The organism is Streptomyces halobius (assembly GCF_023277745.1).
In the GTDB taxonomy this organism is placed as follows: domain Bacteria; phylum Actinomycetota; class Actinomycetes; order Streptomycetales; family Streptomycetaceae; genus Streptomyces; species Streptomyces halobius.
In genome coordinates this window covers 7,780,964-7,798,407 of sequence record NZ_CP086322.1, presented here as the reverse complement: position 1 = coordinate 7,798,407, position 17,444 = coordinate 7,780,964, and the positions used below count along the sequence as shown (strand labels likewise).

Annotated in this window: 19 protein-coding genes, 7 tRNA genes and 2 pseudogenes; 12 read left to right on the top strand and 16 right to left on the bottom strand. The window is 71.2% G+C overall.

The features are described 5' to 3' along the window. Nucleotides 1-37: 37 nt before the first annotated feature. Complete coding sequence (locus K9S39_RS35375) at nucleotides 38-763, top strand: exonuclease domain-containing protein (protein ID WP_248867398.1); 726 nt, start codon at nucleotides 38-40, stop codon at nucleotides 761-763. A 195-nt stretch (nucleotides 764-958) separates the two neighbouring features. Here the strand turns inward: K9S39_RS35375 and K9S39_RS35370 are convergent. The 4 genes from K9S39_RS35370 to K9S39_RS35355 form a co-directional block, all read right to left on the bottom strand. Next, nucleotides 959-1,030, bottom strand: a tRNA-Val gene (locus K9S39_RS35370). Between the two features lie 114 nt (nucleotides 1,031-1,144). Then, a complete protein-coding gene (locus tag K9S39_RS35365) occupies nucleotides 1,145-1,606 on the bottom strand; it encodes an SRPBCC family protein (RefSeq protein ID WP_248867397.1) in 462 nt (153 codons plus the stop codon). 66 nt (nucleotides 1,607-1,672) lie between these two features. Next, a tRNA-Val gene (locus tag K9S39_RS35360) sits at nucleotides 1,673-1,744 on the bottom strand. Nucleotides 1,745-1,797: 53 nt separating this feature from the next. After that, the gene (locus K9S39_RS35355) at nucleotides 1,798-2,229 is read right to left on the bottom strand and encodes a TIGR02611 family protein (RefSeq protein ID WP_248867395.1); all 432 of its coding nucleotides are present in this window, start codon (nucleotides 2,227-2,229) and stop codon (nucleotides 1,798-1,800) included. Nucleotides 2,230-2,419: 190 nt separating this feature from the next. Between K9S39_RS35355 and K9S39_RS35350 the strand changes: the two genes are divergently transcribed. Together K9S39_RS35350 and K9S39_RS35345 are read left to right on the top strand one after the other, a co-directional pair. Further along, complete coding sequence (locus K9S39_RS35350; protein ID WP_003959770.1) at nucleotides 2,420-2,833, top strand: SsgA family sporulation/cell division regulator; 414 nt, start codon at nucleotides 2,420-2,422, stop codon at nucleotides 2,831-2,833. A 226-nt stretch (nucleotides 2,834-3,059) separates the two neighbouring features. Further along, nucleotides 3,060-3,620: pseudogene (locus K9S39_RS35345) on the top strand (CGNR zinc finger domain-containing protein). 48 nt (nucleotides 3,621-3,668) lie between these two features. Here K9S39_RS35345 and K9S39_RS35340 read toward each other — a convergent pair. Beyond that, complete coding sequence (locus K9S39_RS35340; RefSeq protein WP_248867394.1) at nucleotides 3,669-3,824, bottom strand: hypothetical protein; 156 nt, start codon at nucleotides 3,822-3,824, stop codon at nucleotides 3,669-3,671. Nucleotides 3,825-3,892: 68 nt separating this feature from the next. After that, the gene (locus K9S39_RS35335) at nucleotides 3,893-4,348 is read right to left on the bottom strand and encodes a hypothetical protein (RefSeq protein ID WP_248867392.1); all 456 of its coding nucleotides are present in this window, start codon (nucleotides 4,346-4,348) and stop codon (nucleotides 3,893-3,895) included. A gap of 171 nt (nucleotides 4,349-4,519) precedes the next feature. Between K9S39_RS35335 and K9S39_RS35330 the strand changes: the two genes are divergently transcribed. Beyond that, a complete protein-coding gene (locus tag K9S39_RS35330; RefSeq protein ID WP_248867391.1) occupies nucleotides 4,520-5,053 on the top strand; it encodes a DsbA family protein in 534 nt (177 codons plus the stop codon). Between the two features lie 86 nt (nucleotides 5,054-5,139). Here the strand turns inward: K9S39_RS35330 and K9S39_RS35325 are convergent, their stop codons facing one another. Genes K9S39_RS35325 through K9S39_RS35315 form a run of 3 tightly spaced genes read right to left on the bottom strand, consistent with a single transcriptional unit; the run spans nucleotide 5,140 to nucleotide 7,894 of the window. Next, nucleotides 5,140-5,967, bottom strand: coding sequence for a GNAT family N-acetyltransferase (locus K9S39_RS35325; protein WP_248867390.1), 828 nt, complete (start codon nucleotides 5,965-5,967; stop codon nucleotides 5,140-5,142). A 32-nt stretch (nucleotides 5,968-5,999) separates the two neighbouring features. Then, complete coding sequence (locus tag K9S39_RS35320; protein ID WP_248867389.1) at nucleotides 6,000-6,827, bottom strand: aminotransferase class IV; 828 nt, start codon at nucleotides 6,825-6,827, stop codon at nucleotides 6,000-6,002. Next, nucleotides 6,824-7,894, bottom strand: coding sequence for a chorismate-binding protein (locus K9S39_RS35315; protein ID WP_248867387.1), 1,071 nt, complete (start codon nucleotides 7,892-7,894; stop codon nucleotides 6,824-6,826). Before K9S39_RS35315 ends, K9S39_RS35320 begins: the two co-directional genes overlap by 4 nt. A gap of 177 nt (nucleotides 7,895-8,071) precedes the next feature. On the opposite strand from K9S39_RS35315, the gene K9S39_RS35310 reads away from it, so the two are divergent. From K9S39_RS35310 to K9S39_RS35290, 5 genes are all read left to right on the top strand, one after another. Continuing rightward, nucleotides 8,072-8,144 (top strand) — tRNA-Gly (locus K9S39_RS35310). Between the two features lie 35 nt (nucleotides 8,145-8,179). Then, nucleotides 8,180-8,253, top strand: a tRNA-Cys gene (locus K9S39_RS35305). 1 nt (nucleotide 8,254) lies between these two features. Next, a tRNA-Val gene (locus tag K9S39_RS35300) sits at nucleotides 8,255-8,326 on the top strand. Between the two features lie 25 nt (nucleotides 8,327-8,351). Further along, a tRNA-Val gene (locus K9S39_RS35295) sits at nucleotides 8,352-8,423 on the top strand. Between the two features lie 39 nt (nucleotides 8,424-8,462). After that, nucleotides 8,463-8,534: transfer RNA gene (locus K9S39_RS35290), tRNA-Val, on the top strand. A 152-nt stretch (nucleotides 8,535-8,686) separates the two neighbouring features. Here K9S39_RS35290 and K9S39_RS35285 read toward each other — a convergent pair. The 3 genes from K9S39_RS35285 to K9S39_RS35275 form a co-directional block, all read right to left on the bottom strand. Beyond that, nucleotides 8,687-8,959, bottom strand: coding sequence for a TFIIB-type zinc ribbon-containing protein (locus K9S39_RS35285; RefSeq protein ID WP_248869101.1), 273 nt, complete (start codon nucleotides 8,957-8,959; stop codon nucleotides 8,687-8,689). 77 nt (nucleotides 8,960-9,036) lie between these two features. Further along, nucleotides 9,037-10,035: a phosphotransferase gene (locus K9S39_RS35280; protein ID WP_248867385.1), complete on the bottom strand. Its 999-nt coding sequence runs from the start codon at nucleotides 10,033-10,035 to the stop codon at nucleotides 9,037-9,039. A gap of 241 nt (nucleotides 10,036-10,276) precedes the next feature. Then, nucleotides 10,277-10,483: a hypothetical protein gene (locus tag K9S39_RS35275; protein ID WP_248867384.1), complete on the bottom strand. Its 207-nt coding sequence runs from the start codon at nucleotides 10,481-10,483 to the stop codon at nucleotides 10,277-10,279. Between the two features lie 629 nt (nucleotides 10,484-11,112). On the opposite strand from K9S39_RS35275, the gene K9S39_RS35270 reads away from it, so the two are divergent. From K9S39_RS35270 to K9S39_RS35260, 3 genes and pseudogenes are all read left to right on the top strand, one after another. Next, nucleotides 11,113-12,453 (top strand): serine/threonine-protein kinase, encoded by a 1,341-nt coding sequence (locus K9S39_RS35270; RefSeq protein ID WP_248867383.1) that lies wholly within the window; start codon nucleotides 11,113-11,115, stop codon nucleotides 12,451-12,453. A gap of 47 nt (nucleotides 12,454-12,500) precedes the next feature. Next, nucleotides 12,501-13,318 (top strand): annotated as a pseudogene (locus tag K9S39_RS35265) (IS5 family transposase). Then, the gene (locus K9S39_RS35260; RefSeq protein WP_248867382.1) at nucleotides 13,315-13,461 is read left to right on the top strand and encodes a hypothetical protein; all 147 of its coding nucleotides are present in this window, start codon (nucleotides 13,315-13,317) and stop codon (nucleotides 13,459-13,461) included. Before K9S39_RS35265 ends, K9S39_RS35260 begins: the two are co-directional and overlap by 4 nt. A 129-nt stretch (nucleotides 13,462-13,590) precedes the next feature. Here the strand turns inward: K9S39_RS35260 and K9S39_RS35255 are convergent, their stop codons facing one another. The 4 genes from K9S39_RS35255 to pgsB form a co-directional block, all read right to left on the bottom strand. Beyond that, nucleotides 13,591-14,226, bottom strand: a complete 636-nt coding sequence (locus tag K9S39_RS35255; RefSeq protein WP_248867381.1) for a hypothetical protein — start codon at nucleotides 14,224-14,226, stop codon at nucleotides 13,591-13,593. 303 nt (nucleotides 14,227-14,529) lie between these two features. Then, nucleotides 14,530-15,615: a C40 family peptidase gene (locus K9S39_RS35245; protein WP_248867380.1), complete on the bottom strand. Its 1,086-nt coding sequence runs from the start codon at nucleotides 15,613-15,615 to the stop codon at nucleotides 14,530-14,532. Nucleotides 15,616-15,639: 24 nt separating this feature from the next. Then, a complete protein-coding gene (locus tag K9S39_RS35240) occupies nucleotides 15,640-16,122 on the bottom strand; it encodes a poly-gamma-glutamate biosynthesis protein PgsC/CapC (protein WP_248867379.1) in 483 nt (160 codons plus the stop codon). Further along, on the bottom strand, nucleotides 16,119-17,438 hold the full coding sequence (gene pgsB / locus K9S39_RS35235) for a poly-gamma-glutamate synthase PgsB (protein WP_248867378.1): 1,320 nt from the start codon (nucleotides 17,436-17,438) through the stop codon (nucleotides 16,119-16,121). The genes K9S39_RS35240 and pgsB overlap by 4 nt, the downstream gene beginning before the upstream one ends. Nucleotides 17,439-17,444 lie beyond the last annotated feature (6 nt).

Here is a 17,444-nt window from a genome sequence, read left to right as displayed (position 1 = left end):
GGCGTCATCCGCCGCACTAGTGCGAGGAGTTGGGCTGATGCCGAGCTGGTATGAGGGTCCGCTTGCTTCCTTCGACACCGAGACGACGGGCATAGACGTCGAGCGGGACCGCATCGTCTCCGCGGCCCTGGTCGTGCAGGAGACTCCGCGCTCCGCCCCGCGCGTCACCCGCTGGCTGATCAATCCGGGCGTCGAGATCCCCGAGGCCGCGACGGCGGTGCACGGTCTGACGGCCGACCATCTCGCGCTGCACGGCCGCTGGCCGGCGCCGGTGCTGGAGGAGGTCGCGCGCGCTCTGGCCGCTCAGGCGGTGGCCGGCCGGCCGCTGGTCGTGATGAACGCCCCCTTCGATCTCACGCTCCTGGACCGCGAGTTGAAGCGGCATCGCGCCACTTCCCTCGACGCCTATCTGGACGTCCATCCGCTGTACGTCCTGGACCCCCGGGTCCTGGACAAACATCTGGACCGCTACCGCAAGGGCCGCCGCACGCTCACCGACCTGTGCGCGCACTACGAGATCGAGCTGTCCGACGCCCATGAGGCGGCCGCCGACGCGTTCGCCGCGCTGCGGGTCGTCCGCGCACTGGGCCACCGCTTCGCGTCCCGGCTGGAGGGGCTGCGTCCCGGCGAGCTGCACACCCGCCAGGCGATCTGGTACGCCGCCCAGGCCCGCGGGCTCCAGGAATGGTTCGCCCGCAGCGGCACTCCCGAGACCGTCGATCCGCATTGGCCGCTGCGTCCGGAACTTCCCGCCGCCGCCTGATAACCCCTCAGAATTCCGGCCTTTTGCCGGTGCGGTTTCGACAGCGGCACGGAAAACGGATTCCCACTCGGCGCGGCCTTCAACCCGGCGCCTCTTCAACTCGGCGATTTCCACGACAGAAAACGTCTCAATGACACAAAACCCGTTCAACGACAAGAACCGGGCCGCCTTTTGGCGGCCCGGTTCTTGATCGGGTGGGCGATACTGGGTTCGAACCAGTGACCTCTTCGGTGTGAACGAAGCGCTCTCCCACTGAGCTAATCGCCCGGGTGTCGGCGGGGTTTCCCTCGCGAACGAGCAGAACAATACAGGCCACCAGGGCCTTCCATCAAATTCCTGTTCCCGCGGCCCCCCACGGCCGGGCCGGGACGTCCGGCCCCGTCAGCCGCGGGCGAGCCAGGCGGCCAGCCCGCGCCGGCCGGCCCGCATCATCAGCCGGTGGTTGACGGCGAACAGCGGTCTGCCCGGCAGGGCGAGCCCACGCAGCAGCGGCTTGCAGACCTCGACCTCCTGCTCGTAGACGACCCGTGTCCCGCCCCCGCCCGGCTTGATCGTCCAGCGCGCCCAGCCGGCCACGTCCCCGCGCAGCGTTATCTCCAGCACCCCCGCAGCCGGGTCCCGTACGCGCTCACTCGCCACGATCTTCAGGTCATACGGCAGCATCGACCGGATCCGGGCCGTGCCACAGCGCTCGTCGATCGAGGTGATCTCACGCACCTGCGGCCACCACCGGGGATAGGACTCACCGCGTCCGAGGACGGCGTAGACGACGGCGGGCGGCGCATCGAGCAGCCATACGCTGCGGAAACGGTAGTGATGCAGACGGCGTGACCAGTCGGGCATGGTCCCAGTGTGCGCGCTGACAGCGGTGAGGGCCCGGAGACTTGACGTCTCCGGGCCCTCTGCGAGTGGGCGATACTGGGTTCGAACCAGTGACCTCTTCGGTGTGAACGAAGCGCTCTCCCACTGAGCTAATCGCCCGGCGCGCCGCCAACATTACCGCACGTCGGCAGGCGCTTCCGACCATTTCCAGGTCACTGGTCGACCTTCCACGGCATCGCGAAACCGAACTTCCACGCATACACCGCGAGCAACACCGCGACGATCACTACGCCGATGGTCGTCAGAACGGTGTTGCGCCGCCGCACCTTCGGGTCGAGCGCTCGCTGCGCCGCCTCGGTCACCTTCCGCTTGGTCCAGCGCAGCACGAGCTGGGCCCAGACGAATTCCGACGCCCAGATCGCCATACCGGCGAAGATCACCAGCCAGCCGGGCCCCGGCAGCGGCAGCATGATCACGCCGACGGTCACCACGGTGAGACCGAGGACGAAGATTCCGACCTGCCAGCTCAGATGCAGCGGCCGGGAGCGCCTGATGAAGCGCGGCGCACGCGAACCGAGCGACCGCCCGTCCGTCTCGGCGCCCCCTTCGGCAGCCTCCGACCCCCCGTTACCCTCCGTATTCATAAGGCACAACTTACCGGACGCGATCCGTCCGCCGGAATTGCCGCTGGGGATGAGCCGGCAATCCGCCGTAAGAGGTACCTCAAGGCACCCAAAACCGTCAGAGGGGTTTACAACGGCACCGTAGGTGGCATGTCGATTTCGCCGACGTGCGAATCCCCGAGCGCACACTGAGCGAAAGGCCCTGGCGCTTATGAACACCACGGTCAGCTGCGAGCTGCACCTGCGCCTCGTTGTGTCGAGCGAGTCCTCACTGCCTGTACCCGCGGGCCTGCGGTATGACACGGCCGATCCGTATGCCGTGCATGCCACCTTCCACACCGGAGCCGAGGAAACCGTCGAGTGGGTTTTCGCCCGCGATCTCCTCGCCGAGGGCCTGCACCGGCCCACCGGCACCGGAGACGTCCGCGTCTGGCCGTCCCGGAGCCACGGACAGGGCGTGGTCTGCATCGCCCTGAGCTCCCCGGAAGGCGAAGCCCTTCTCGAAGCCCCTGCGCGGGCCCTTGAATCGTTCCTCAAGAGGACCGACGCGGCCGTACCGCCCGGTACGGAACACCGCCATTTCGATCTCGACACCGAGCTCTCCCACATTCTGGCGGAGAGCTGAGACGCACCCCAGCCGCCCAACGCATCCAACCCGCTCACCAGCACCGTCCGACTCGGGGAGACGGCGCAGGACCGACACAGATCACACGGCACACTTCGGCGCCGTCGCCGCGGACCCACCGCGGAGACGGCGCCGAGGCTTGTTCCAGGCGCTAGAGTCGGCGACATTCGGCAACGACAGCGGGGGCGGCACCGTCGGCGCTCCCGCCCGGCCAGGGAGCGGACCGTTGATCACCCATGACACCCGGTGCGCGCTGGACGCGGTCGTCGATCTGCTCAACACCGCCCCGGAGGGCGAGGCGCCCGGAGCGCCGGACAGCCTGACCGGCCTCACGGCGCTCCAGGAGTTCGTGCAGCGCAACCACGTCGGTGATGTGAGCACCCTCTGCGAGGGCGATCTGGCGGCCGTACGGGGCGTCCGCGCGCGCTTCGCCGAGGTCTTCGCCGCCGAGGACGACCGCACCGCCGCCGAGCTGCTGAACTTCCTGGTCGCGTCGGCCGGCACCACCCCGCGGCTGACCGACCACGACCACTACGACTGGCATGTCCACTACTTGCACCGGGCGCCTCGGTCGCCGAGCATCTGGCCGCGGACGGCGGGATGGCGCTGGCCTTCCTCGTCGTCGCCGGGGAGCGGGAGCGGCTGCGGTAGTGCGAGGCGCCGGAGTGCCGGTGCCTTCGTCGACGTCTCGCGCAATCGCTCCCGGCGCTACTGCGACAGCCGCACCTGCGGCAACCGGCTGCATGTCGCGGCCTACCGGGCGCGGCGCCGGGAGGCGGCGGGCTGACGACCGAACGGCTGAAGTCCGGCGCGGCGACACGCCGTGACGCCGGCGTCACAGGATATAGAGATCGTGGACCGCGCCGAGAAGGAGCAGAAAGCCGATGATGCCGAGGAAGAGCATCAGCGGCGGCTGGGACAGCGCGAAAAGACAACCGCGCGTTTCGGGGGCCGGGGCGTCGTCGCCGGCCAGGGCGCACTCATCGTTCATCTCGCGCGCATCATGGCGCAGTTGATCGACGGAGTGCGCCCAATTCCCCCTTCAGCAGCGGGAGTTCATCAGATCCCGTGCTTTTTCAGGATCGCTTCGATGTCCGAGAAGTCATCCTTGGGTGCACCGCCCTTGTCCTTGGCCTTCGCCTTCGCGGCGGGCTGGGCGGCGGGCTGGCCGGCGCCGAGGGACGGTACGGAGGCGGCCGGGGCCACCGCGTCGGCCCCGCCGGCCGCCGTGGCCTTGCGCTCCTTGCGGCCGCCGATCCCCCGGCGGCGCTCGACGAACCGGCTGATCGTGAACAGCACGGCCGAGAGTGCGAGCACGCCGAAGCCGGCCCAGACCGAAGGCTTGAAGGCGATGTCGGTGAGCCAGTCGATGACGCCGGTCAGCACCAGGCCGATGGGGATGAGAGAGAAAGCGGCGATGCGGGTCGCGGCCAGGAACCGCTTGCGGTAAGCCGTCAGCGCGGCAATCCCCAGGCCCGCAGCCGACACCGCGGCACAGACGGTCGAGGTCAGCATCCGGTCCTCCTGCCGATGAAATGGGCGAGCGTGCGTTTCGCTCCTCTCCATCGTGCCTTGTCCGGTGCGCCTGGGGCCATGTTCCGGTAGGTGCTCAGGGACATCTCGGGGACCGGATCCTCCGCAGGTCCCGGTTCGGGCGCCGGTCGCCGGGCTGGAAGACTGGCCCCCATGAACGACGCCACCGCCTCCGACGCCGCCGCCTCTGCCGCCCGCCCCGTCCTCGACGTCTGGTGTGAGCTGCAGTGCCCGGACTGTCGTACCGCCCTGGACGATCTGCGCGTGCTGCGCGAGCGCTACGGCGACCGTTTGGACATCCGGCTGCGCCACTTCCCCCTGGAGAAGCACAAGCACGCCTATGCCGCGGCCCAGGCCGCCGAGGAGGCCGCCGACCAGGGGCAGGGCTGGCCGTACATCGAGGCCGTGCTGGCGCGGGCCGAGGAGCTGGGCGGGCGCGGCGAGAAGCTGCTGCTGGAGGTCGCCGGGGAGCTGGGGCTGGACGCCGAGGAGGTGGACACCGCGCTGATCGACGGGCGGCATCTGCTGATCGTCGACGCGGACCAGGCGGAGGGCAAGGCGATCGGTGTGACCGGCACCCCGACGTATGTGATCGGCGGTGAGCGGCTGGACGGCGGCCGGAACCAGGAGGGGCTGCGCGCCCGGATCGAGGAGATCGCCGACCGGCTGCTGGCCGAGCAGGGCTGAGGCACCGAGGCGGGCCGGCCGGGCCGGGGCGGCGAGCCGGGCGCTGCGGGCGCTTCAGCGCTGCCGGGGCGCCCGGCCGTGGCCCGTCACAGGATCGGCTTCCACAGCAGGTACGCGGAGGGCCGGTAGCCCAGCGAGTCGTAGAGCCGGCGGGCCGGAGCGTTGCCGGCGTACACGTTGAGGCCCAGGACCGGCAGGCCCGCGGCGAGGCAGACCCGCTCGGCGACGAGCATCAGGGTGCGTCCGTGGCCGCGCCCACGGTGTTCGGTGTCCACCCGCACATCCATGACATGGCCGCCGGGCTGTCCTGGCCGCCGCGTCGCGACCCAGACGCTGCCGACGTCGACTCCGTCGCGTACCAGGATCCGCACCGCGTGATCGGGCCCGGCCGGGCCGTCCGGCAGGAACGAAGGGCCGTACGCGGCGGCCCGCTCGGCCTGTTCACGGGTCAGGCCGTTGCTCATCAGCGTCGGCACGTAGGCGGCGAGCTCCGCGTCGCGCCAGGCCGGGAACTCCGCCTCGGTCAGCGTGCGGTCGCGGCTGCCGTCCGGCAGCTCGGGGGGCGGGCCCAGCTCTTTGCTCAGCAGGCGGCTGCGCTCGGTGTAGCCCAGCGCGGCGGCCAGGCACACGGCGGCCGCGGCCTCGGCCGGGACGGTCAGCTCGATCTGTCGGCAGCCCCAGCCGCGCAGCACCTCCTCGGCGGCGAGCGCGGCGACCGTGGCGCGGCCGCGACGCCGGTCCGCGGGGTCGATCTCCAGAGCCTCGATCCGGCCCGCCGTCGGCCCGAACCGCTCGTCGGTGGCCAGCCGTATCCCGCCGACCCGGCGGCTGTTGACGCAGACGTCGTACGAACGGGCCCGGCCGCCGCCGTCCTGGCGTGCTTCCGGTCCGGTGGGCCGCAGCGTAGTGGTCATCAGGCTTTTCTACCCGGCCGCGGCCGGGCCCGTCAGCACCGCGGATCGATGTCGGCGGCCGACCGCTCGGCGAAGATCCGCATGGCCTCGGCCGTCACCGGGCCCGGCCTGTCGGCGAGTTGGCGCCCGTCGATCCGGGTCACGGCCTGGATGTCGCGCAGGGTGGAGGTCAGGAAGATCTCCTCGGCCCGTTCCAGGACGTCCAGCGGCAGGTCGGTCTCCTTGGCGCCGGCCCAGGTGACCGTGAGGGCGCGGGTGATCCCCGCCAGGCAGCCGGAGGACAGCGGCGGGGTGTGCAGCTCGCCGTCCAGGACGACGAAGACATTGGAGCCGGTGCCTTCGCAGAGCGCGCCGACGGTGTTGGCGAACAGTGCCTCGGAGGCGCCCAGTTCGCGCGCGCGGGAGAGCGCGACGACGTTCTCGCCGTACGAGGTGGTCTTCAGGCCGGCGAGCGCGCCGCGTTCGTTGCGGGTCCAGGGGACGGTGACGGCGGCGGTGGTGTCGGGACGGGGCGCCGTCTCGCTGAGCGCGATGACCAGGGTCGTGCCGTTGTCGCCGCGGTCCGAGCCGAGCGGTGAGAGGCCGCCGGTGTAGGTGATCCGCAGCCGGCCGAGGGCCATCGGGTTGGCGTCCAGGACGGCCGCACAGCCGTCGCGTACCTCGTCGAGGTCGGGGGCGGGCAGTCCCATTCCCCGGGCGGAGGTGGTGAGCCGCTCCAGATGGCGGGTGAGGGCGAAGGCCCGCCCGTGGACGGCCTTGAGTGTCTCGAAGACGCCGTCGCCGACCGTCAGGCCGTGGTCGAAGACCGAGACCCGGGCGCCGTCGGCGTCCCGCAGTCCCCCGTCGAGCCAGATCTTCATCGTCGCCTTCCTCCGCTCACCTCGTGCGTGCCCGACGCTACCGCGAGCAGCCGGCTCGCCTTCAACTCGGTCTCGGCCCATTCCCGCTCGGGATCGGAGTCCCAGATGATCCCCGCTCCGGCGCCGAAGCGCAGCACGGGGCCGTCGGGGGCGGTGCGGTCGATCCAGAACGTCCGTATGCCGACATTGAGCTCGCCGACGCGGCGGTCGGCGTCGACCCAGCCGATGCCGCCGCAGTACGGGCCGCGGGGCGCGGTCTCCAGCTCGTCGATGATCTTCAGGGCGCTGTACTTGGGGGCGCCGGTGACCGAGCCGGGCGGGAAGGTGGCGCCGAGCAGGTCCGCCCAGGCCGTCCGGTGGTTCCGCCCGGCCAGTTCGCCGCGCACGGTGGAGACGAGGTGGACCAGGCCGGGGTGCGGCTCGACGGCGCACAGTGCCGGGACGGTCACCGTGCCGGTGGCGCAGACCCGGCCGAGGTCGTTGCGGACCAGGTCCACGATCATCACGTTCTCGGCGTGGTCCTTTTCGGTGAGATCCGCGGCGGTCCGTCCGGTCCCCTTGATCGGGCCGGACTCGACGGTGCGGCCGTCGCGGCGCAGATACAGCTCGGGCGAGGCGGTGGCGACCTCGACGCCGTGACCGGGCAGCCGGATCGTTCCTGCGTATGGCGCGGGGTTGCCGCGGGCCAGCACCGCGGACAGCGCGTCCACATCGGCGCGGCCGGGGTCGGGCAGCGGCGCGGTCAGCACCCGGCAGAGGTTCACCTGGTAGACCGTGCCGTCGGCGATGTGTTCACGGATCCGTCGTACGCCCGCGGTATAGGCGGCGCGGTCCAGGGAGCTGGACCAGTCGCCGGGTGCCGGGCCGTGCCAGCCGCCGGGGGCGGGCCCGTCCGCGGCGGTGGCCGGGCGGATGTCGCCGAAGCGGGCGCAGACCACGCCCCCCTCGAAGTCGGCGACCACCGCCCACCAGCCCGTGGAGTCCAGGGCCGCGGGATCGCTGGTGACATCGCGCAGGTCGGTGGCTATCAGACCGCCGAAGCGGGCCATGGGAGGGAAGTCGTGCACGTCAGTGAGTCTATGGCGGGGGCCCGACAGCCGCCCGGGCCGACCGAGCAGCGCAGCACGCTGCACAAACGCGTTTTTGTACTGGCCCCGGAATCCGCTAGAGTTCAACACGTCGCCGGGACGCGGAAGCGCCCCGGAGGACAGGTAGCTCCCGGACGTAGTCTGGGAGAGACAACTGCGGACGTAGCTCAGTTGGTAGAGCACCACCTTGCCAAGGTGGATGTCGCGAGTTCGAGTCTCGTCGTCCGCTCGATGTGGGGGATCTTCCCGAACCCCTGCACTCCTGGTGGAGTGGCCGAGAGGCGAGGCAACGGCCTGCAAAGCCGTCTACACGGGTTCAAATCCCGTCTCCACCTCCAAGGACGATTAGCTCAGCGGGAGAGCGCTTCCCTGACACGGAAGAGGTCACTGGTTCAATCCCAGTATCGTCCACCGGCCCGGTCCGCTCCGGGCTCCCGCGCGATTAGCTCAGCGGGAGAGCGCTTCCCTGACACGGAAGAGGTCACTGGTTCAATCCCAGTATCGCGCACGCCGCACCCACGGAGATCGTTGTGATCCGTGGTCCCGAGGACGATTAGCTCAGCGGGAGAGCGCTTCCCTGACACGGAAGAGGTCACTGGTTCAATCCCAGTATCGTCCACACACCAGCCGAGGGCCGGAGCGATCGCTCCGGCCCTCGGTCGTTGTTCCCCCGGCGGTTGTCCGGGTCCGTGGTGGTCGTCCGAGCCCTCTGGTGGTCCGGGTTCGGGCCTCGTTCCGGAGCGGTCGACCGGTCGCCGTTCGGGCCGCCGTTCAAGAGGAGAAGAGCATGTGGCCGAAGCTGCGGCGGTGATGCCCGTGGTGCCCGTGGTGGCCCTGGTGCGGGGCGCCCCAGGCCGGGGCGGCGGGGTACGCCTGCGGGGCTGGCGGCGGCGGGGCCTGCTGGGTCCACTGCGCCTCCAGGCGGCTCAGAGACTCCAGCTCCCCGTAGTCGAGGAAGATTCCCCGGCAGCCGGCGCACTGCTCGATATGCACGCCATTGCGGTTGTACGTATGCATGGGTGCGTGACACTTGGGGCACTGCATCATCGCTCAACTCCCCTGATCCGTCGCTGCTCACTGCGGCACCGCCGGAACGGCCTTCCGGCGGCGAGGTGTTCACCCTACGTCCGGGCGGCGGGTGCCAACTGCTCCGGCAGTGAAGTCATCCGGGCGCAGGCGTCGACGACGGCCGACTCGATCTCGTCCAGCGGGCGGGACGCGGTGGCGGCCTTGGCGACGGCGAGCGCGGCGGTCTGCACGGTGAGGGCGCGGGCGGGTGTCTCCAGGTCGGCCCAGGGATCGCCGTCGGGGCGTACGGCGCGGCCGCCGGCGGCGCGGTAGGCGGACAGGAAACGGGACCAGAGATCCGGGGCGAGCAGGCCGGTGGCGAACCAGGAGGCGGGGCGGGCGAGGTCCCAGGACGGGTTGCCCAGGCCCAGGTCGTCGAGGTCTATCAGCAGCCAGGGACCGTCGGCGGCGGGATGCCGGACGAGCTGGCCGAGGTGGAGATCGCCGTGGCAGAGGGACGTGCTGAGGGGTGGCGGGGCGGCGGCGCGGGCCCAGGGCGGCAGGAGGGTCCAGGCGCGCTCGATGGCGTCGGCGGCGGCGGAAAGAGATCCGGGGCCCGGTCGTGGTGGATGCTGCGCGAGGGCGGTGCGCAGACGGGACAGGGCGCGGGCGGCCTTGGCGGGGCCGCGCATCGACGGTACGGGGCCGGGCAGTTGGGACGCGTCCACGGCGTGCAGCCGGGCCAGCAGGCGGGCGGCGTCCTCCCATGGCGCGGCCTCCGGGTCCTCGGACGAGACCGGGCTGCCGTACGGCCAGCGGGTCAGCGCGCGGCCGTCCTCGGCGCAGGTCAGATAGCCGCCGGGGGCGGTGACCGGGAGCGGGGGCAGCAGGATGCCGTGCAGCGACGGGTGGGCGGCGATGGCCAGGCGCGCGGCGAGATCGCGCGGGTCGCAGCCGGGGGCGTGCGCCTTGGCGACCGTCCGGCCGCTGCGGACGACCGTGCCGTCGGGGCGGTCGGCGAGCACTTCGGGGGCCGTCTCCGGCGTCGGCCCGCCTCCCGGGGCGGGGCCCGCCGAGAGAGCCGCCAGGCGGCCGAGGAGTGGTGCGGTCATGGTCCCCCCGATTCCGTGCGCGCGTCGTGGGTGGCGCGGGCGGTGGCCGATACGGGCCGTCCGGCCTGGATCGTACGCGCGGTGCGGGCAGGCTTCCCCGCGCGGCGGCCGGGAAAGCTCGATGGCCGGGCATCTCCCCAGATGCCCGGCCATTCGTGCCGTCCGCCGCACCCCCGTCCCCACGGGGTTTTCGGCCGGAAGTCCCCGTCCCGGACCGCTCTCCCGGAGCCGGGACGCCCTGTCAGCGCCCCAGCATTCCGACCACGGACGACGCCTGTGTGATCACGGCTTCCCAGACGCCGAAGACCACGGTCAGAAGGATCGCCAGCGGCAGCACGATGGCCACCGCGACGAGGGGGTGGCGGGCGCTGGACGGCTGGTGGCCGCCGAGCGCCGGGGCGACCGGGTGCCCCTGCGCCCGCGCCGTCCGTCCGGAGGTGTCCGCCATCGTCCCGCTCCTGTCGTGTGTGGGGCGGCGGGCGGGTGACCTCGGGGGACGAGTGCTGCGCCCGCCGCTTGAACACCACGTTAGGCACGCGCCGGGCGCCGGGCGTCATGCCGTCGTATGGATTGCCGGGCCTCCGGGAGGATGACGCGCGGAGGCCCGGCGTACTCCCCTGGGTGGAGAGCCGGGGGACGGCACCTGGGGAGACCCCGGAAAAGACGGGCCGCGCGCGGCGGCGCTCCCTCCATCGGCCGCCGCCGCGCCGCCTCCGGGTGACTTCGCTCACTTCGGCCGCTCCCCCATACACCGCTCCCCCGGCCCTGGGTGCACCCCGCCCTCCATTCCACCCCGAACGCCGGCACTTTCCCCGGCATCCACGACCAACCCGCCCCGATCATCTTTCATCGCGTCAATCTCCCGTCCACATCAGACGCTTGGCCCCCCCACGCCAGCCCCCGGGCGGAAAGGCGGGCCACTTCCCGCCGCCCTTCGAGAGTGCCACCGGCCACTGACAATCCGGCCGCCGACGCATGCGCGGCCTCTGCGCACAGCGGGCCGTCAGTCCGTAAGCTGTGCCACGTCAGACGGTTGGCAGCGGAGTGGGGCCTCCCCACCGCAGGTAGGGGACGGACATGGCGATGATGCGGCTCCGGCGCGAGGACCCGCGTGTCGTCGGGTCGTTCCGGCTGCACCGCCGGCTCGGCGCGGGCGGGATGGGCGTGGTCTATCTCGGCTCGGACAAGCGCGGCCAGCGGGTGGCCCTGAAGGTGATCCGGCCGGATCTGGCGGAGGATCAGGAGTTCCGCTCACGCTTCGCGCGCGAGGTGTCGGCGGCCCGGCGGATCCGCGGCGGCTGTACCGCCCGGCTGGTCGCCGCCGATCTCGACGCGGACCGCCCGTGGTTCGCCACCCAGTACGTGCCCGGCCCCTCGCTGCACGACAAGGTGAACGACGAAGGGCCGCTGTCGCCGGCGCAGGTCGCCTCCATCGGTGCCGCGCTCTCCGAAGGGCTGCTCGCCGTCCATGACGCGGGCGTCGTCCACCGCGACCTGAAGCCGTCCAACATCCTGCTGTCCCCCAAGGGGCCGCGGATCATCGACTTCGGTATCGCGTGGGCCACCGGCGCCAGCACGCTCACGCATGTCGGTACGGCCGTCGGCTCGCCGGGCTTTCTCGCGCCGGAGCAGGTGCGCGGGGCCGCGGTGACACCGGCGACGGACATCTTCGCCCTGGGCGCCACGCTCGCGTACGCCTGTACCGCGGACTCCCCCTTCGGGCAGGGCAGTTCGGAAGTCATGCTCTACCGGGTGGTGCACGAGGAGGCGCAGCTGGCCGGGGTGCCCGACGCACTGTCGCCGCTGCTCGCGTCGTGTCTGGCCAAGGACCCGGTGGACCGCCCGAGCACCTTGTCGCTGTCGTTGCGGCTCAAGGAGATCGCGGCCCGGGAGGCGCACGGTCTGTCCGGTGGCCCGCTGGAGAACGGCTCGGGCTCCGGGGGCGGTTGGGGGCGCGCGGAGCGCCGCCCGGGGGACCGGCCGGCCGGGCAGCGGGCCGACGAGTACGCACGGCAGCGCACCGAACGACGACCCTCGGGCACTCCCGTGCCGCGTCCGCAGTCGTCCCGGCCCTCGTCGTCCCGCGAGGCGACGGGCCGGCCGGGCGGGCCCGCCTCGGCGCCGGGCACCAACCCGCGGACAGGCGGGCGCGGTTCGGGGCGGGTCCCGGCGGCGCGGATCGGGGGGCGGAACGGTGCGCGTTCCCCGGTGCGTACGGCATCGGGCGGGCGCCGCCCCGGTCCCGACCGCAGACTGCTGCGCCAGCGGGTCATCGTGTTCGTGGTGGTGACGCTGCTGGTGGCGCTGGGCATCGCGGCGGCCCAGGGCTGCCAGGGACCGGCGCAGGGGCTGGGCGCGGGGCGGGCGGCGGGTGTTGTGGTGTACGAGGGCGGGGGCGCGGGTCAGGGGGTCCCTTAGGGGATGTCTCATGTGGTGATGGTGTGAGCTGCGGCATCTTGCTCCTTGTGGGTGTTGATCTGTCGCAGCGACTGGTTCCTGATGGTCTGTGGGAGCTGGTCGCCCCGTTGTTGCCGCCGTTCACGTCCCCGCCCCCAGGGCGGTGGGACCGCTCCGTGCGATGAGCGGGCCGTGTTCACGGCGGTGGTGTACGTGTTGACCAGCGGGTGCGCGTGGCGGCATCTGCCGGAGACGTTCGGGGTGTCGCCCGCCACCGCGCACCGCCGGTTCACCGTATGGACAAGGGCAGGGCTGTGGCACCGGCTGCACCGCGCGGTCCTGGACGAACTCGGCGCCCGGGGCGAGCTGGACTGGACCTCGGCGATCGTTGACGCCGCCTCGGTCCGGGCGGAAAAAGGGGCTCGCTGACCGGGCCGAACCCGGTCGACCGCGACAAGAAGGGCAGCATGCTGCATGTGTCGTCCGAGGCCCGGGCATTCCCCTGGTCGTCGCGGTGTCGGCCGCGAAGACGAACGACATCCTGGCCCTGAAGCCGCTGATCCGCTCGATCCCCGCCGTCCGCTCCCGCCGAGCACCGCGACGCCGCCGCCCGGTCAAGCTCCGGGCGGACACGGCGCACTCCTCCGCTGAGCACCTCGCCCGGCTGCGCGAACGCGGGCTTGTCCCGCGCATCGCACGCCCAGGGGTCGAATCGAGCGAACGGCTCGGCCGCCACCGCTGGAAGATCGAGCGGTCCACAGCCTGGCCGATCGGCTGCCGCCGCCGCACAGTCCGGTACGAGCGGAAGGGCTCCCACTTCCTCGCCTTCCTCGGCCTCGCAGCCACCCTGACCTGCTACAAGAAACTCGCCAGACTCGCCACGTGAGACACCTTCTGATCGTCCTCGACGCAGCGGCAACATCCGAACAGCTGCTGGAGGCCACGGAGCTGGCGGGCTATCAGGCAATCAGGGCGAGCACCAGCTCCGAGCACTGGCGCTTCTCGCCGCCCGGTGGTTCGACCTGGTGATCCTCGACACCCTGATGCCCGACCTACGCGACCTGACGGCGTACCAGCGCCCAGCCGACGGCGGCGCCTGGTCCTGTTCCTGACCGAACCACGGCGACGGCCCTCGCCGCATCCCCCGTACGAGGTTGCTCAGCTGTATGAGATGCGCTCGACTTCCCTCAGATGTGTGGCACCGATGCGGCCGTCCTCCAAGGACAGGAGCCATGGCAACAGTTCCGGCGTGGCGTGCACCTCGTCGTGGAAGCCGAAGTGGAGGTCGGCGAGTTCGTCCTCGATGAGCCACCAGTCGAGCGCGTAGCCGAGGTGCAGGTCCGCTGACTCGGTGCGGGTTCGGGCCCACCTGGCCAGCCAGGGGGCGAGGGTTCCTGCGGTGACCGCGAGCGTCTCCAGTACGTCGATGACGTGCCCGGTGCTCGAATGAGTGTTCAGGACCGACTGCCACCAGGCGCGCCAGACGTTCTCCAGTGCTGTGCGCTCCGGCGCGGTCCAGTTGCGCCAGCCGGCGGCGAGCAGCCGGGAGGCGACGATGCTGTGGGTGAGCTCGCCGGCAATGAGGAGTCGGACGATCCGGGGCGCCAACTTGCGGTACAAGCCGGGGAAGTCGTCCCAGTGGTCGGGTACCTCGATCGCGACGTGGGAGATCAGTTGCTCCGGTATCTCCTGTACGGGGCCGGTCAGGGCTTCGAGATCGCTTTCGGGGTAGCAGTAGGTGCAGCCGCCCACGGAAATCGGCAGTTCGGCGCGTGGTGCAAAGGCAGTGTCCAAGACGTCGAGTGCATCGCGGAGGAGCTGGTGCGAGTCGGTCATGAGGTGCCTGACGGGACTCCATCCGGAAACGCCGGAGAAGAGAGCAACGCTATCACCGGCAGGGCCCCACCAACCTCCTCGACGGGTGGGTGGCGGGCCATGGTCGGGACAGTCGGCAAGCCAGGCACGCGAGGCAGAAGAAGACCGAGCGGGGCGGCTACGTCTACCGGCACTCCGCGGTCGACGGCTGCAGCAGGCTTGGTTGCAGATGCGCGGACCGGCTCGGCGGAGCCGGCCCGGGCATCGTCGCGTGTCCGGGGGTTACAGGCGCTTGGCGCTGCGCAGCAGTTCGGCGTAGAAGCCGTTGCCGTCGAGGCGGGAAACGCCGCCCTTGTCGCCGATGGTGGGTCCGTTGACCTCTTCCCGGCTGGAGATGAAGATCCGGTGGCCGTCGGTGTCCTGGCCCAGGTAGATGCCGACATGGTCGAGGCGGTCCTTGGTCCGGGCGTCGAGCCAGAAGAAAACCAGGTCCCCGGGTTGCAACTGGTCGATGGAGGCCGGCCGTTCGTAGCGCGGTGCGGCACCCTTGAGCTTGATGATGTCCACGCCGGTCTTCGAACGGGCCATGCCGTTGGCGGTACGCGGCAGCCCGTCGCCGGTCGTGTCGGACGACATCAGGGGGAAGCGGGCCCGGTAGCCGAAGACCGTACGAATGAACCCGGAGCAGTCCATGGAACGAGCCCGGGCGGCTTCGGGGGTGACGTGGGTGCCGTCGCGGAAGGTGTACGGGATACCGAGGTAGTCGTAGAAGTCGGACTGTTCCAGCCGGAGATCGGCGCCGACGCGGCCGTTGGGGTTGATCGGCCCGAAGTTGGCGTCGCCCGCGTACGCGACACCGGCGGCGTCCTTCTTCACCGGCGCTCCCTCGACGTATTGGAAGGCGATGGCGAAGACGTCGTCCGCGGTGCTGTCGCGCATCTCCTTGAACCACTTGGTGAACCAGGGCTCGGTCTCGGCGCCGACCCGCCATTTCTCCGGCATCAGCCGCACCCAGTCCTCGGTGACGATCCGGGACGCGGTGTGCGCGGGCTCGGTGAAGCTGCGGCTGGGCCCGGTCAGGGTGGCCGTACGGGCGCCGTCGGTGAAGGTGGCGAGCACCTTGCCGGCGCCGTCGCGCAGCACCGTGCGGGCGGGATTGCTCAGCCGCTCCCAGCGCTCGCCCTGGGTGCCCGAGCCCTTGGCGTCGGCCGGGGCCGCGCCGGGTTCGGTGACAGCCTGGACGGTGGGGGTATTGGCCTGCTGTTCCTCGCGCAGGGCGACGGTGAGCACGGCGCTGCCGGCCAGCAGGGCGATCACCGTGGCGGCGTGCAGTACGCGGTTCCGGCGGCGCTTGTCGGTGGTGGTCATGCGGGGTCGGCTCCGTTCTCGGGATCAGGTGGACGGCAGCGCGCCGAGCAGGATGCCGGCGGTGATCACCACGTAGTTGACGAGGGTGACCGAGCCGGTGGCGAGGAGGGTGGCGCCCTTGGGCTGACGGGCCAGCTGGTAGGCGATCAGACCGGGGACGATGAAGCCCAGGGTCTGGTTGGAGTACATCAGCGGGAACTCGCGCTGGAGGATGAACAGCAGGGTCGCCTGCAGGAACACACCGAGCAGCACGACGGCGGCGAACAGCCGCTTGCCGTAGAGGATCACATGGCGCTGGACCAGCAGGGTCGCCAGATACGTCAGAACGGTGACGCCGACGACCATGGACACCAGCTGGAGGTCCTCGACCAGGGTCAGCGCCAGCCAGCCCGGGGTGATCATGCCGCCCGGGGACAGGTTGGTCGTCAGGTAGCAGACCAGCGAGAACAGCAGCCCCAGGGCGATACCGATGGCGGCGATCTCGGGGGTCAGGACGGCGGGGATCAACGGGGTTCTCCTGGGACGTGCGGATCGTACGAGCCGAACGGGTCAAGCGGGTCAAGCGGGTCGTACGGGGTGGGGTGAGGGACGGCGGCCTGCTGGTCCGCGGGCCCGGTGCCACCGGTTTCGTCCCCCGGCCCGCCGTCGTGCGGCAGTTCGGCGAGCTGCTCCAGGAGCGCCTCGCCCTGGCCGTGGATGTTGCCGATGGCCGCGAGGGACGAGTCGGGGCCGAGCCGGGCGAAGAGCTCGGCCATGAACTCCCCGGGCTCCCGGCGTTCCCCTCCGAGGTCCACCGCGCGGTGCCGCCACTCGGCGGGGATCGCGTCCAGGGCGCTCTTGGTGGGCTGGCCGATGAGGAAGGCCTTCTCCGGCGCCAGCCCGGGGACGAGCTGGCCCATCTGGCCGTTGCGCTCCACCCGGTCCGGGCGGCAGTTGATGACCAGGTTCAACGGCCGCCGGATCGCGCCCAGTTGGAGCAGCTGCTCGATGTTCATCGTGGTGGACTCGGGGTCGTTGGCCGCGAAGACGTTGGCGAACCGCAGCCGCTTGCCGTCCGGGGTGCGGTACCGCTCCACCGACAGCACTCCCGGGTCCGGCGGCGCGTCGTACATGCCCTTCAGGGCCGTCTGCCGGTCCACGCCGAGGAGTTCGGCGACGGTCAGCGCGATGGCGACGTTCTCCTTGAACGTGAACCAGCTGAAGCCGCGCAGCTCCTCGTCGGTGACACTGTCCGGGTCGGCGTAGACCAGTTGGCAGTTACGGGCGTCCGCCTCCTCCTGGAGGATCGCGAACCGGTCCCGCTCGGCCGTCACGCAGATGCCGCCCTCGGGCATCGAGCGGGACAGCGAGCGGGCCACATCGTCCAGCGTCGGTCCCATCTCCTCCAGATGGTCCTCGCGGACATTGCACAGCACACCGATGGTGGAGCGGATCAGCTTGCTCTGATTGATCTCCTGGAGCGCCGGCATCACCGCCATGCACTCGATGACCAGGGCGTCCGGCCGGTAGGCGGCGGCCCGCCGCACGATGCCGATCTGCTCGACGACATTGGCGATGCCGAATTTGCGGTAGACGGGCTCCTCGGTGGCGTCCGGGTGGATGAACCGGGCCGCGGTGCCGGTGGTCTTGGCGACGGTGGTCAGGTCGCCGCCGCGCAGTGCGCCGGCGCACAGCCGGGTGATGGAGCTCTTGCCTCGGATGCCGTTGACCAGTACCCGGGTCGGGATGCGGGCGAGGTTGTCGAAGTGCCGGCGCTGTTCGATGACGCCGGCGACCAGCAGGACGGCGCAGCACACCACGAGGACGAGGTAGAGAAAGAGCACGGCCGT

Coding starts and splice junctions, on each gene's coding strand:
- K9S39_RS35335 (WP_248867392.1), bottom strand. CDS start 4,348: ATGCTGACCTCGACCGTCTGTGCCGCGGTGTCGGCTGCGGGCCTGGGG.
- K9S39_RS35350 (WP_003959770.1), top strand. CDS start 2,420: ATGAACACCACGGTCAGCTGCGAGCTGCACCTGCGCCTCGTTGTGTCG.
- K9S39_RS35330 (WP_248867391.1), top strand. CDS start 4,520: ATGAACGACGCCACCGCCTCCGACGCCGCCGCCTCTGCCGCCCGCCCC.
- K9S39_RS35340 (WP_248867394.1), bottom strand. CDS start 3,824: ATGAACGATGAGTGCGCCCTGGCCGGCGACGACGCCCCGGCCCCCGAA.
- K9S39_RS35275 (WP_248867384.1), bottom strand. CDS start 10,483: ATGGCGGACACCTCCGGACGGACGGCGCGGGCGCAGGGGCACCCGGTC.
- K9S39_RS35280 (WP_248867385.1), bottom strand. CDS start 10,035: ATGACCGCACCACTCCTCGGCCGCCTGGCGGCTCTCTCGGCGGGCCCC.
- K9S39_RS35375 (WP_248867398.1), top strand. CDS start 38: ATGCCGAGCTGGTATGAGGGTCCGCTTGCTTCCTTCGACACCGAGACG.
- K9S39_RS35325 (WP_248867390.1), bottom strand. CDS start 5,967: ATGACCACTACGCTGCGGCCCACCGGACCGGAAGCACGCCAGGACGGC.
- K9S39_RS35355 (WP_248867395.1), bottom strand. CDS start 2,229: ATGAATACGGAGGGTAACGGGGGGTCGGAGGCTGCCGAAGGGGGCGCC.
- K9S39_RS35245 (WP_248867380.1), bottom strand. CDS start 15,615: ATGACCACCACCGACAAGCGCCGCCGGAACCGCGTACTGCACGCCGCC.
- K9S39_RS35365 (WP_248867397.1), bottom strand. CDS start 1,606: ATGCCCGACTGGTCACGCCGTCTGCATCACTACCGTTTCCGCAGCGTA.
- K9S39_RS35320 (WP_248867389.1), bottom strand. CDS start 6,827: ATGAAGATCTGGCTCGACGGGGGACTGCGGGACGCCGACGGCGCCCGG.
- K9S39_RS35285 (WP_248869101.1), bottom strand. CDS start 8,959: ATGCAGTGCCCCAAGTGTCACGCACCCATGCATACGTACAACCGCAAT.
- K9S39_RS35270 (WP_248867383.1), top strand. CDS start 11,113: ATGGCGATGATGCGGCTCCGGCGCGAGGACCCGCGTGTCGTCGGGTCG.